The 12,842-nt window shown below is 55.1% G+C and carries 12 protein-coding genes; 4 read left to right on the forward strand and 8 right to left on the reverse strand.

Annotated features, from left to right (window positions below):
* A partial coding sequence (locus HA43_RS05655; RefSeq protein WP_158086431.1) for a class I SAM-dependent methyltransferase occupies nucleotides 1-364 on the forward strand: 364 nt, incomplete at its 5' end.
* A 55-nt stretch (nucleotides 365-419) separates the two neighbouring features.
* On the opposite strand, the gene uspA is transcribed toward HA43_RS05655, so the two are convergent.
* Nucleotides 420-857 (reverse strand): universal stress protein UspA, encoded by a 438-nt coding sequence (gene uspA, locus HA43_RS05660; protein ID WP_039381019.1) that lies wholly within the window; start codon nucleotides 855-857, stop codon nucleotides 420-422.
* A 416-nt stretch (nucleotides 858-1,273) separates the two neighbouring features.
* Between uspA and uspB the strand changes: the two genes are divergently transcribed.
* A complete protein-coding gene (gene uspB, locus HA43_RS05665; RefSeq protein WP_039381017.1) occupies nucleotides 1,274-1,609 on the forward strand; it encodes a universal stress protein UspB in 336 nt (111 codons plus the stop codon).
* Nucleotides 1,610-1,685: 76 nt separating this feature from the next.
* On the opposite strand, the gene pitA is transcribed toward uspB, so the two are convergent.
* A complete protein-coding gene (pitA, locus tag HA43_RS05670; RefSeq protein ID WP_094111178.1) occupies nucleotides 1,686-3,185 on the reverse strand; it encodes an inorganic phosphate transporter PitA in 1,500 nt (499 codons plus the stop codon).
* Between the two features lie 241 nt (nucleotides 3,186-3,426).
* Here pitA and HA43_RS05675 point away from each other — a divergent pair, with 241 nt between their 5' ends.
* Complete coding sequence (locus tag HA43_RS05675) at nucleotides 3,427-4,611, forward strand: BaiN/RdsA family NAD(P)/FAD-dependent oxidoreductase (RefSeq protein WP_071669272.1); 1,185 nt, start codon at nucleotides 3,427-3,429, stop codon at nucleotides 4,609-4,611.
* A gap of 3 nt (nucleotides 4,612-4,614) precedes the next feature.
* On the opposite strand, the gene HA43_RS05680 is transcribed toward HA43_RS05675, so the two are convergent.
* Nucleotides 4,615-5,559 (reverse strand): glycosyltransferase family 32 protein, encoded by a 945-nt coding sequence (locus HA43_RS05680; RefSeq protein ID WP_094111179.1) that lies wholly within the window; start codon nucleotides 5,557-5,559, stop codon nucleotides 4,615-4,617.
* Between the two features lie 269 nt (nucleotides 5,560-5,828).
* On the opposite strand from HA43_RS05680, the gene HA43_RS05685 reads away from it, so the two are divergent.
* Nucleotides 5,829-6,176, forward strand: a complete 348-nt coding sequence (locus HA43_RS05685; protein ID WP_039381011.1) for a hypothetical protein — start codon at nucleotides 5,829-5,831, stop codon at nucleotides 6,174-6,176.
* Nucleotides 6,177-6,224: 48 nt separating this feature from the next.
* Here the strand turns inward: HA43_RS05685 and HA43_RS05690 are convergent, their stop codons facing one another.
* From HA43_RS05690 to HA43_RS05710, 5 genes are all read right to left on the reverse strand, one after another.
* Nucleotides 6,225-6,659, reverse strand: coding sequence for a helix-turn-helix domain-containing protein (locus HA43_RS05690; RefSeq protein ID WP_094111180.1), 435 nt, complete (start codon nucleotides 6,657-6,659; stop codon nucleotides 6,225-6,227).
* 273 nt (nucleotides 6,660-6,932) lie between these two features.
* Nucleotides 6,933-7,910 (reverse strand): porphobilinogen synthase, encoded by a 978-nt coding sequence (hemB, locus tag HA43_RS05695; RefSeq protein WP_039381009.1) that lies wholly within the window; start codon nucleotides 7,908-7,910, stop codon nucleotides 6,933-6,935.
* A gap of 135 nt (nucleotides 7,911-8,045) precedes the next feature.
* Entirely contained in the window at nucleotides 8,046-9,551 is a 1,506-nt protein-coding gene (gene proP / locus HA43_RS05700) for a glycine betaine/L-proline transporter ProP (protein WP_094111181.1), read from the reverse strand.
* 314 nt (nucleotides 9,552-9,865) lie between these two features.
* Nucleotides 9,866-11,455, reverse strand: a complete 1,590-nt coding sequence (locus HA43_RS05705; RefSeq protein ID WP_094111214.1) for an EAL domain-containing protein — start codon at nucleotides 11,453-11,455, stop codon at nucleotides 9,866-9,868.
* A 251-nt stretch (nucleotides 11,456-11,706) separates the two neighbouring features.
* Nucleotides 11,707-12,774 carry an AI-2E family transporter gene (locus tag HA43_RS05710; RefSeq protein WP_094111182.1) on the reverse strand — a complete coding sequence of 356 codons (1,068 nt, stop codon included), beginning with the start codon at nucleotides 12,772-12,774 and terminating at the stop codon, nucleotides 11,707-11,709.
* Nucleotides 12,775-12,842 lie beyond the last annotated feature (68 nt).

Consider the following 12,842-nt stretch of genomic DNA (forward strand, 5'->3'; position numbering starts at 1 on the left):
CCTGCAGCGTGGCTACGCCGACAGCGAAATCGGCGGCTGGCTGCGCGAGCGGCTGACGCTGCTGCACGTGGCGAGCCAGCAGGCGCTGAGCGATATCGCGCCCGCGCCGGATGTGGTCTATCTCGACCCCATGTATCCGCACCGGCAGAAAAGTGCGATGGTAAAAAAAGAGATGCGCGTATTTCAGTCGCTGGTGGGGGCTGATGAGGATGCCGATGCGCTGCTGGAGCCTGCGCGGCGTCTGGCGAAAAAGCGTATCGTGGTCAAGCGTCCTGATTACGCACCGCCGCTGGCAGGCGTGGTGACACAGTCTGCCGTGGTAACAAAAAGTCACCGCTTTGATATCTATCCGCCGCTAACCTGAAGCGGCAGAGCAGGGCGTCAGATATAAAACAGGCCGGTTATCCCGGCCTGTTTTTTTATTCTTCTTCTGCGTCGCGCAGCGGCACAATCAGCATATCGATATGCACGGTATTGATCAGCTGACGCGCGGATGACATCAGCTTGCTCCAGAAATCCTGGTGATGTCCGCAGACCACCAGATCCACATCATATTTCCGGATAGCATCCACCAGCACCTGGCCCAGATCGCCGCTGCCGCTCAGCGTTTCGCCAACCGGATAGCCTGCGCTGACGGAGAGGGCTTTCAGGGCGCTGTGCGTCTCCTCTGAAATGCGCTTCTGCATATCGCCGAGATTTACGTCAATCAGGCCGGTATAGAGATCGGAATAGTTAACGTCAACGTGGATCAGCGAGATTTTGGCATCATAAGGACGCGCCAGCGATACCGCTTTATCCACCAGCAGCTGGCTTTCCGGAGAGAGATCGACTGCAATCAGGATATGTTTATAGGCCATAATAAAACTCCTTTCTCAATATTCTGGGGGGCTACCCTCCCGCAAACCACGGCGGGCGTTTTCCTTAGCGCGAAGCGGCGATGATGCGCCGGTGACTCAATGAAACTGCAGGATCTGTTGTTATCTGCTGAGTATAGCCACTGTCACCGGCAAATGCTGCACCGCTGCGCCTGAGCGTGATAACGATCCACTGAGCAGGGGGTTATGCATATATTGACGAAGCGCGTCGCTGGAAAAAGTTTGAGCAGATATTCTACACTGAAATTGCGTGCCACTTTTCTCTGGTGGCGAGGCGCAGATCTGTAAAACAACAACGCCAATCTGCTTATCGATGGCTGGCTTATTTTCCACAGGGCGTCTGCAGCACTTCCCCGCTGCATATCACGTCATTGCGGTACCAGCCAGAAGGGGGAAATATGATCAGCACTATCGCGCTTTTTTGGGCTCTTTGTGTGGTTTGTCTGGTGAATATGGCGCGCTACTTCTCTTCCCTGCGTGCGCTGCTCTACGTATTGCGCGGCTGCGATCCGCTGTTGTACCAGTATGTTGACGGTGCCGGCTTTTTTACGTCTCACGGCCAGCCGGGTAAACAGGTGCGGCTGGTGCGCTATATCTGGTTAAAGCGCTATCTTGACCATCATGACGATGAGTTTATCCGCCGCTGTGAACGGGTGCGCAGTCAGTTTGTACTGACCAGCGGGCTCTGTTTTTTGGTCGTGGTGAGCCTGGTGGCGATGGCGATCTGGCAGTAAAGCGACACCGTTATTCCGCGCGCAGGCAATAAAAAGGGCGACACTGCTGTCGCCCTTTTGCCGGAATAGTGCGGTATCAAATCAGATGCAGCGCAATCCAGTAGAGTCCGCCCGAGAGCAAAATACAGACCGGCAGCGTGAAGATCCACGCCATGGCGATATTTTTAATGGTGCGACTCTGCAGTCCGCCACCGTCAACCAGCATGGTGCCGGCCACAGAGGAGGAGAGGATATGCGTGGTTGAAACCGGCATACCGGTATAGCTTGCCACGCCAATCGATACGGCGGCGGTCACCTGCGCTGACATACCCTGCGCATAGGTCATGCCTTTCTTACCGATTTTTTCACCGATGGTGGTCGCCACACGTCGCCAGCCAATCATGGTGCCGATACCCAGCGCCAGCGCCACGGCCACGATAATCCAGACCGGAGCATACTCGATGGTGCCAAGCAAATCGCCCTTCAGCTTACTGAGGAAGCGCTTATCATCCGCACCGGTTTCCGGCAGCTTGGCCGCCTTATCCGCCGTGTCAGAGATGCACAGCAGCAGACGACGCATCTGGCTGCGCTGATCGACAGAGAGCTGATCGTAGCTCTGCAGATTGTTCAGCAGGCCCTGGGCCCGGCCGATAGCCTCCAGCGCACGGGCGCTGTCACAGTGGAACTCCTGCGGGCCGCTCGGAACTTCTTCCGGCGTCGGCAGCGCAGGCGGTGCCATCTGCACAATGTGCGTCAGCGAATCGCCGTGCTGGCGGTAATACTGCTCCAGATGATTAACCGCATCGCGCGTGCGGGTGATGTCATAACCGGAAGCGTTCATATTCACGACAAAACCTGCCGGCGCCACGCCAATCAGCACCAGCATGATCAGACCAATGCCTTTCTGTCCGTCGTTAGCGCCGTGTGAATAGCTGACACCGATGGCCGAAACAATCAGCGCGATGCGCGTCCAGAACGGCGGCTTTTTCTTGCCATCGATCTTTTCACGGTCAGCGGGGGTCATATGAATACGCGCGCGTTTCTTCGTACTGCTCCAGTAGCGGCGCAGCAGGAAAATCAGGCCGCCGGCGATGATCAATCCGATAATCGGTGACAGGATCAGCGACAGAAAGATATTGATCACTTTTGGCAGATTAAGCGCATCCACTACAGAGGTGCCGGTCATCAGCGCATTGGTGAGACCAATACCGATAATGGCGCCAATCAGCGTATGGGAGCTGGAGGCCGGCAGGCCCAGATACCAGGTGCCGAGGTTCCAGATAATGGCAGCCAGCAGCATGGAAAAGACCATGGCGAGGCCGTGCGCCGAACCGACATTCAGGAGCAGGTCGGTAGGAAGCATATGTACGATGGCGTAGGCCACGCTCAGACCGCCGAGCAGCACGCCAAAAAAGTTGAACACACCTGCCATCACCACTGCCAGCTGCGCCCGCATCGCACGGGTGTAGATGACGGTAGCGACCGCGTTGGCGGTGTCGTGGAAGCCGTTGATTGCCTCATAAAACAATACAAACAGCAGGGCAAGAACCAATAACAGGCCGGTACTCAGGTCAAGACCAGCAAACAGATGTAGCATAAACGTTACGCCATTTTGGAGGACATGAACGCGGCGCATTATCTGCGACAACGCACTGTATGGGAAAGAGAAATATAGCCTTTTTTTGTCTTAAATTGGTAACTCAGAGGACAAAACAAGGTAAAAGAGCCGAAAAATGAAACAGTTACATTATGACATATTTACGGCATTTTTTTGAAGGTGGCGCAAAAAGCCGCAGATCACTACAATCAGCGCCTTTCGTAATCAGGTGGACATCGCAGTGGAAAAGTTTGACGTTATCGTAATAGGGGCAGGTGCTGCCGGGATGTTCTGTGCAGCGCAGGCGGGACAGCGCGGGCGCCGCGTACTGCTGCTGGATAACGGCAAAAAAGCGGGCCGTAAGATTCTGATGTCAGGCGGTGGCCGCTGCAACTTTACCAATCTGTATACCGAGCCGGCGGCCTACCTGTCGCACAATCCGCACTTCTGCAAATCTGCACTGGCGCGTTACACCCAGTGGGATTTTATCGATCTGGTCAGCCGGTACGGCATCGCGTGGCATGAAAAAACGCTGGGTCAGCTGTTCTGTGATGACTCCGCGCAGCAGATTGTCGATATGCTGCTGAAAGAGTGTGAAGCGGGTGCGGTGACGCTGCGGCTGCGCAGCGAAGTGCTGAGCACGGAGCGTGACAACGGGGGATACCGGCTGCAGCTTAATGGCGCAGAGGTATGGGCAGAGAAGCTGGTGATCGCCAGCGGCGGGCTGTCGATGCCGGGACTGGGCGCGTCGCCGTTTGGTTACAAAGTGGCGGAGCAGTTTGGTCTGCGCGTCTATCCGACCCGCGCCGGACTGGTGCCGTTTACGCTGCATAAGCCGCTGCTGGAGCAGCTCAGCACCCTGTCGGGCGTTGCGCTGCCGGCCACCATCGAAGCGCAGGATGGCACGCTGTTTAAGGAGGCGATGCTGTTTACCCATCGTGGTCTCTCTGGTCCGGCAGTGCTGCAGATCTCCAGCTACTGGCAGCCAGGCGAGTTTATTAGCGTCAACCTGCTGCCGGCGCTGGCGCTGAACGACTACCTTGATGAGCAGCGCAGCGCACATCCCAATCTCAGCCTGAAAAACAGCCTGGCGAAGATCCTGCCGAAGCGGCTGGTGGAGGTTCTGCAGGCGATGAATTCGATTCCGGATGTCACCCTGAAGCAGCTCAACAGCAAACAGCAGGCTGAACTGGCGCAGTTACTGCACCAGTGGCGGGTACAGCCAAACGGCACCGAAGGTTATCGCACCGCAGAGGTCACGCTGGGAGGCGTCGATACCACCCAGCTCTCTTCAAAAACCATGGAGGCGCGCGATGTGCCGGGCCTCTATTTCATTGGTGAAGTTGCGGACGTGACCGGCTGGCTGGGGGGCTACAATTTCCAGTGGGCGTGGAGTTCCGCCTGGGCCTGCGCCCAGGCGCTCTGAGCATTACCGGCGGCTCAGCAGCAGCTGTCCCAGCAGGCTGTCGCGGTTGACCACGCCATATTTCAGGTTGGTGGCGAGATATTTGCGATCGAAGCCGGTGAGTTTGGTTAACGGCGGCAGCACCTCAGGCAGACGATCGACCATCAGCATGCGGCTCAGCCGGACCGGACGCCACTCGCTCAGGCTTTGATAAAGCAGCGCGCTGGCTTCGCACTTGCGCAGATAAAGATTGTAATGATTGCTTTCGCGCAGCGCCTGCTGCTGCGCCAGATAGACCACCAGATAGTCGGGTGGCGTAATCCCCTGCACCAGGGTGTCATAGTCAGGCTGCGCCAGCAGCTGCCGGAAGAAAGCCTCCGCCCCCAGCGTCACAATCGGGCGGAAATAGTGCAGCCAGCGGCCAATAAAGGCATTGTTCGCCGGAGCCGCAAGAAACCACGACTCAATCACCGGATAAGCCATATCGTGCGTTGAACCGGCACGATAAAACGCAATCAGGTCGTAACGCGGATCGGCATTAACGGCCAGCAGCGCATCCAGCGTACGGTTGAGGATAATGGTGGCATCCATCCAGATGCCGCCATAGCGGTAAAGCAGCTCCAGGCGGATAACATCGCTTTTGTGCGACGGACGCATATCGGGATGCGTAAACTGCAGGTCCGGCAGATAGTGGGCGAGATTGCGATTGTTAATCACCGTCATCTGGTAACCCGGGTTTTCCCGGACAATTTTATCCACAAAAATCTGCACTTCAGCGGGCAGCGTTTCGCTCTCCCAGTACATCCAGATCTGCTGCGGGATCGGCGTGCCGGTGGCGGGCTGGCTGCACATATCGATATCCTGCTCATCGCGCGGATTATAGCTTGCCAGCTGTTTACGCCGCGTCAGCATCTTCTCTGCCCGCAGACCCAGCGAGACCAGATGCGTTTTAACGTTATTTTTGTTCATGCTTTTTCCTGTCGCAGGCCGTCAGCTATCGCAGTTTTTATGCAGGCAAAAAAACTGGCCCTGTGGCAACGTCCTGAATGCACCCTGAGCGGCGCGAAATGAAGTTTTAAAATTAACAAAGGGCGGGAAGTTGCTCAATCAATAAACCGTAAAACAACAACTTTAAGAGAATCCGCAGAAACCGGCGCGGATGGCTCACGCGGGCGGGTAGCCGGGCCGCTAATCTGCTATTATCGCCAGGTTTTTTACTCCGCCGATCCTGTGACACTATGTTAAAAATGAAATTTCTGCTGCCGGTGCTGATTTTGCTGAGCGCAGCCGTATGGTGGCTGATGCCACATTATGATGATGAAGATAAAGCTTATTATATTGCTGTATTCTGTACGCTGACCCACGACGGGCGCGATAACAGCCCGCAGGCGATGCAACAGATTATTGAAGGCGGTAACTCCGATTACGCGCTGCAGAAAATCCGCTTCCAGCCTGGCCTGGCAACCCATCTGCAGCAGGTGTGGCAGGATCTGGCCTTGCCGCAGCAGCAGCAGGCGCGTCAGGAGGCGCTGCGCTGCCGGCAGATCATGTCAGCCGTGATGCTGCCGGGTAAGCCAGTGGCATAAAAGCGATTGCGCTTCTCTGCGGCCGGCGCGAAGCGTGTTGCCGGCCGATCACAGCGGGTCTTCATCCGGAGAGCCCGGTTTACTCTCCATACGCCGGCAAATCGCACAGGGGTCGTCACTGTTGCGGATATGCGCTTCCGCTTCGTGACTCAACCTGCGCCTGCGGCACTGCAGCGGCGTGCAACCCAGCGTCTGCTTAAACGAACGGGTCAGCGACTGCTGGCTTTCAAAATGGTATTTCAGCGCCAGGCGAATAATCGGCGTGTCGCTGTATTTAAGATCCGCAATACAGTGGGTCAGTTTTTTCCGGCGAATATAACGCGCCAGCGTTTCACTATAATAGCGGGCAAATAATTTCTGCAGATACCATTTCGAATATCCTGATTTCTGTGCAATATCGTCGATGCTCAGGCGCTGCTCCAGATTATCGGTGATCCACTCTTTTATTATGGCGATAACTTGCTGATTATATTTCTGCTTCATGCCGATGTTTTCCCTTCACTCGTTATTATGAAGGTTAATTAAACGGCATAAAATAGCGGCATGCTAAATTATTTTTCTGCTTTTGATTAATATATTCCCATATCAAGAATGGTCTTGTTTTTATATAAATGCTTTACCGTTATTTCTGGAAATAACAGAATAAAAGCAGCGTTATTTATTTAAATTTCGATCAGAAAAAGCGGTTCACGTGCTCACGATTATTGTGTAAATCAGCAGCCCGGCGATAGCGACCGCCAGGCTGAAGAGTGCTTATCAGAGCACTTTCTGCTCGGCGAGATCCAGCGCAAAGTAGCTGAATATCAGGTCGGCACCGGCACGCTTAATGGCGCCCAGGCTTTCCAGTACGACATTACGCTCGTCAATTGCACCCGCCTGCGCGGCGAACTTGATCATCGCATATTCACCGCTCACCTGGTAGGCAGCCAGCGGCAGCGTGGTGCGTTCGCGAATATCACGCAGAATGTCGAGATAGGCGCCGGCAGGTTTAACCATCAGCGAATCCGCCCCTTCGGCTTCATCCAGCAGGGATTCGCGGATCGCTTCACGCCGGTTCATCGGGTTCATCTGATAGGTCTTGCGATCGCCTTTCAGCGCTGTGCCAGCGGCCTCACGGAACGGGCCGTAGAACGAAGAGGCAAACTTAGTGGAGTAGGACATAATCGCCGTATCCGTAAAGCCCGCCCCATCCAGCGCCTGACGAATCGCCTTAACCTGACCATCCATTGCCGCTGAAGGGGCGATGAAGTCAGCACCTGCCTGCGCGGCCACCACCGCCTGCCTGCCCAGATTGATCAGCGTCTGGTCATTATCCACGCCGTGATCGCACAGCACACCGCAGTGGCCGTGGCTGGTGTATTCACAGAAGCAGGTGTCGGACATCACGATCATTTCCGGCACGGTATCTTTACAGATGCGCGCCATACGCGCGACCAGGCCATTCTCCTGCCACGCATCGCTGCCGGTGGCGTCGGTGTGATGCGAAATACCGAAGGTCATTACCGAGCGGATACCCGCTTTGGCAATACGCTCAATTTCATACGCAAGACGTTTTTCCGGAATACGCATCACGCCTGGCATAGCGTTGATCGGCACATAGTCATCCACCTCTTCTTCAACAAAAATCGGCAGCGCCAGATCGTTGATGCTAAGGCCGGATTCCTGGAACATTGCGCGCATAGAGGCGCTTTTACGCAGCCTTCTCGGGCGCTGGATCAGATTAAATTCAGACATGTTCACACAACTTATTTGGATGAAAATAGTGACTACAGTTTACTCTTTTTCACGTCGGGTAATGAAGAATGTGTGCTGCTGAGAGGCGGAGACGGGAGATAAAAAAGTCCCGCCGGGCGGCGGGACGGGTGAATATTACTCTTTAATAACCGGATGCTGATCGACCAGGTTGCGGCGTTTAGCCTCAAGGCGTGCGATCTCGGCATCAATATCTTCAATCTTCTGTTCGATATTGTCGTGATGCTCCTGCAGGATCTCACGGGCTTCATCAAGGTCAGATGCCGCAGGCGTGGCGCCACGCAGCGGTTTGTTCGCTGTCTCTTTCATATAGAGACCAGTGATCAGACCCACGACAGCAACCACCATCAGATAGTAGGCAGGCATATAGAGGTTGTTGCTGGCTTCTACTGCCCAGGCCGTCACGGTCGGCGTCAGACCGGCAACCAGAATCGAAATGTTGAATGCGCTGGCCAGCGCGCTATAGCGAATATGCGTCGGGAACATCGCCGGCAGCGACGAGGCCATCACGCCGGTAAAGGCGTTGAGGATCACCGCCAGCAGCAGCAGGCCGGCAAAAATCAGGCCGAGTACGTTACTGTTAATCAGCGTAAACGCCGGGATCGCACAGAAGAACAGCGCAATACTGCCGAGGATAACAAATGGACGACGACCGAAGCGGTCGCTCAGCATGCCCATGATCGGCTGTACAAACAGCATACCCATCATGATGGCGATGATAATCAGCACCCCATGATCTTCTGAGTAGTGCAGGTTATGTGACAGGTAGCTCGGCATGTAAGTCAGCAGCATGTAGTAGGTCACGTTGGTGGCAAGCACCAGACCGATACAGGCCAGCAGGCTTTTCCAGTGTTTGGTGGCGATTTCTTTAAACGACACTTTCGGGCCATCGCGCAGGCCGTCACGGTCGCCCTGCTCCAGACCATCAACGTGCTGCTGGAAAGCCGGGGTCTCTTCCAGCGCATGGCGCAGATAGAGGCCAATCAGGCCCAGCGGCAGCGCCAGGAAGAACGGTACGCGCCAGCCCCACTCAAGGAAATTATCTTCCCCGATGATGGTCGAGAGCAGCACCACGACGCCTGCACCCAGCACAAAGCCGGCAATAGAACCAAAGTCGAGCCAGCTGCCCATAAAGCCGCGTTTACGGTCCGGAGAGTACTCTGCGACAAAAATCGATGCGCCGGTATACTCGCCGCCGACCGAGAAGCCCTGGGCCATTTTGGCCAGCAGCAGCAGAATCGGTGCCCAGATGCCGATAGAGGCGTAAGAGGGGATCAGGCCGATACAGAAGGTACTGATCGACATAATAACAATGGTGATAGAGAGAATTTTCTGGCGGCCATACTTATCGCCCAGCATGCCGAAAAACAGACCACCCAGCGGACGGATCAGGAACGGAACCGAAAAGGTACCCAGCGCCGCGATCATCTGCACGCCCGGAGATGCATCCGGGAAAAAGACTTTACCCAGCGCATAGGCAACAAAGCCATAGACACCAAAGTCGAACCACTCCATCGCATTACCCAGCGATGCCGCAGTAATAGCCTTGCGTAAGCGGGCGTCATCGATAATGGTGACGTCATCCAGCCCGATAGGTTTTACACGCTTCCTACGTAATTTCATGATGTTACCCTGTATTGGAATTCGAAAAATCCTCAACGCCGCCGGCTGTCTGCTATCAACTCAGTCCGCAGCGTTGAGAAAATTAAAGCATAGCCGTGAAAACGGGTTTTTCCCTGGCCAGCCATAGCAATTATTACCCGGGTAATTATTGCGAACCGCGACAGAGTATACCGTTTTTATGTGATATTTGTCATGTTTTAGCCAGTAAGTGGTTACTTTTTAGCTAATTATATGGTCGTAAAGCGGTGTCAGAGGGGTAAAAAATATTTTACTTTTTTTGACATAACCCGCATGTCATGCGGGCTGTGATGAGGTCAGTGCGATGCAGAGACAATACCGCTCAGCGGCTGGCTGCCATGCTCTTCCAGCCAGCGCAGAAAGGTCTGACTGGCGACAGGACGGGCATAATAATAGCCCTGAATAAACGTGACCTGACGCTGCTGCAGATAGGCGAGCTGCAGCGCGGTTTCCACCCCTTCGCCCAGCACCTCCAGCTTCAGCTTATGGCAGAGAGTGATAATCGCATCCAGCACCGGCGTTTCGATCTCCAGCCCCTCAATAGCGTTGATAAAGCCGCGATCGATCTTCAGGTAGTCGAGCGGGAAGGTCATCAAATAGGAGAGGGAGCAGTGGCCGGTGCCGAAATCGTCGATGGCGACTTTCATGCCCTGCGCCTGCAGAAAGCGCAGCTTGCGCGCCACCGCTTCGCCATCCTGAATCAGGCTGCGCTCGGTAAGTTCAAGCGTGAGCAGCATCTGCTTGTCGCGGATAGCGTGCGCAAATTGCATGATATCCTCAGTAAATTCCGCATGTTGCAGATGATCTGCCGCCAGATTAAACCCGAGGTGAAAACCTGGCATCACCGGCCAGCGGGCGATATCTTCACTCATCAGTTCCAGCAGATGGCGGGTGAGATCGACAATCATCCCCTCCGACTCCGCATGCGTAATAAAAATATCGGGTCGCACCATCTCCCCATCGGGGAGTTGCCAGCGCAGCAGCGCTTCGGCGCCTGAGCAGCGCGCCAGGGTGTTGCTGTACACCGGCTGATAGTGAACCGAGAACTGACGATTACGCATGGCGCGGCGGATTTCATCGGCCCAGGAGATACGCCGGCGCAGCCAGTTTGCCGTCAGTATCATCAGCATGATTGAGAAGATTGAGGCCATCGGCAGGAAGATAAACAGCGCCTGTCGCCAGGCGGCGATCAGCTCTGCCGGCGGCACGGTTACGCTGACGCGAATAGGGTAACGCGGCGATTCACTCTGAAACAGAGTGCTCTGCATATAGTGTTCAGCTGGCGTTTTAGAGTTGCCGCTGGCGATAATTGCGCCTTCGCTGAACTGCAGGCTCATCTGATAGCCGCGGGACTCTCCCATGGCATGCATAAAGTCCATCAGATACTGGCCATCAATAACGGCCCAGAAGCCGCTGCTGTCCGGTAGCTGACGCACGAAAATCACCGCCGCACGATGCGGTACGCCCGAGGTGCCTGGCAGTGAGAGGCTCCAGACGGCTTTATCCGTCACCGGCAGCGGACGCATTATCATCGATTCAAGCGCGCCGTGATTAACGCCGTAAGCGGAGGAGCAGGTGATGTTATCGCCCTGCAGCATCCCCACCGAACGAAAGTAGGCGTTAAGCGTGCCGATGCGCTGCAGATGCTTTTCGATATCGCTGCAGGTCTGATGCTGGTATTGCTGCAGTTCGGCGATCATACCCCAGGCGTTGTCGCTCATTTTCTCCGCCTGAGCCAGCAGAATATTAGCTGTTGCCACCTGCTGCTGCCTGACCATATGGCGCGCTTCAATTGCCGTACAGACGATGCCCAGCACCAGCGGCAGCAGTCCGGCGCAGACAATATAGAGCCAGCCAAAATCACGACGTTTTTTACGCAGAGGCACCAGACTCTCCTCGGTGGGGTTAGGCATTCATCAGCCGCGCCAGCAGCATAGCATCTTCTTTACGCTCTGCAGGGCTGTGAATCGTCTGCGATGCCACCCGCTGGCGTTAACGATCGCTGCCCGTTGCGCTTATCGCCCGCTTTTTCCCGCTCAATTTGCGTTTATCCAGCGGATAAATCGTGGTTTTGCGGTTAAAAGCAGCGATAAAGAGGTATTAATCGCTAAAAGCAAAACGGTGACGAGGCCGGATGCTATTTGATCTGCCGCTGCGGCTCGCGTCGTTTCAGGCGCGGCCTGCCGGTGCCAAGCATGATCGCCAGCCGGCTGCCGCCCGGCGTGGTTTCCATCAGAATTTTTGTGACGCTGGTCAGCGGCACCGACAGCAGCATGCCGACCGGCCCCAGCAGCCAGCCCCAGAAAATCAGCGACAGAAAAACCACCAGCGTAGAGAGGCCCAGCCCGCGCCCCATAAGACGCGGTTCCAGCATATTGCCAAATACCATATGGATTGCGCTGAACAAAAACGCGACCAGCATCGCATCGTAAATATCATTCAGCACCAGCGCCTGAATAAACGGCGGGATACCGGCGATAATCGGGCCGATATTGGGAATAAAATTGAGTATAAAAGCCACCACGCCCCAGAAGAGCGCAAACTTCACGTCCAGCAGCAGCAGAACCAGCCATACAGAAAATCCGGTTATCAGGCTTACCAGCGTTTTCAGAGCCAGATAGTGGGTGACGCCTTTTAGCGCTTTATGCAGGCCCGCAATACGGATCTGCGGGTTTGTCAGGGCGTTGCGCATTTTATAAGGCAGGTGGTGCACTTCAAACAGCATAAACACCACCGTCAGGATCAGCAGCACAATATTGGTCATCGCGCCGGAAAACTGCGCCAGTACCGTGGTTGCCATGTTCATGATCAGATTCGGGTCAAAGTGCTGCACCAGCGTTTCGGTTGAAATATTAATATGAAAACCCGCCGCCAGATGCTGGATGACCGTCAGCTTCTGCTCCAGCATAGTGCGGATCTGCGGATAGGTATCGCTGAATTCACCGACTGAGCTTGCCAGCACGGCGACCAGCAGCAGCATCATAATAAAGATAACGGTAATCACCAGTGAGATAGCGACGCCGCGGCGTAGCCCGCGACGCATCAGCGTGCTGACCAGCGGGTTGAGCACGATGGCCAGAAAACTGGCGAGCAGAAAGGGGACGAGTATGTCTGACGCGGCGCGGATGCCTGCCAGAATAATGACTAACATCGCCAGCTTGACCAGAATGTTCTGGCCAATTCTCTCCTGTGGCTTTTCGTTCATTGCTGCTCCTGCGGGGAATTTTTCTGATCCAAGTGTAGCTGAAGGCGGGTAAGAGATTGTTTATACAC

Source organism: Pantoea eucrina (assembly GCF_002095385.1).
GTDB lineage: Bacteria > Pseudomonadota > Gammaproteobacteria > Enterobacterales > Enterobacteriaceae > Pantoea > Pantoea eucrina.

Coding starts and splice junctions, on each gene's coding strand:
- HA43_RS05690 (WP_094111180.1), bottom strand. CDS start 6,659: ATGAAGCAGAAATATAATCAGCAAGTTATCGCCATAATAAAAGAGTGG.
- HA43_RS05685 (WP_039381011.1), top strand. CDS start 5,829: ATGTTAAAAATGAAATTTCTGCTGCCGGTGCTGATTTTGCTGAGCGCA.
- pitA (WP_094111178.1), bottom strand. CDS start 3,185: ATGCTACATCTGTTTGCTGGTCTTGACCTGAGTACCGGCCTGTTATTG.
- hemB (WP_039381009.1), bottom strand. CDS start 7,910: ATGTCTGAATTTAATCTGATCCAGCGCCCGAGAAGGCTGCGTAAAAGC.
- proP (WP_094111181.1), bottom strand. CDS start 9,551: ATGAAATTACGTAGGAAGCGTGTAAAACCTATCGGGCTGGATGACGTC.
- HA43_RS05680 (WP_094111179.1), bottom strand. CDS start 5,559: ATGAACAAAAATAACGTTAAAACGCATCTGGTCTCGCTGGGTCTGCGG.
- uspA (WP_039381019.1), bottom strand. CDS start 857: ATGGCCTATAAACATATCCTGATTGCAGTCGATCTCTCTCCGGAAAGC.
- uspB (WP_039381017.1), top strand. CDS start 1,274: ATGATCAGCACTATCGCGCTTTTTTGGGCTCTTTGTGTGGTTTGTCTG.
- HA43_RS05710 (WP_094111182.1), bottom strand. CDS start 12,774: ATGAACGAAAAGCCACAGGAGAGAATTGGCCAGAACATTCTGGTCAAG.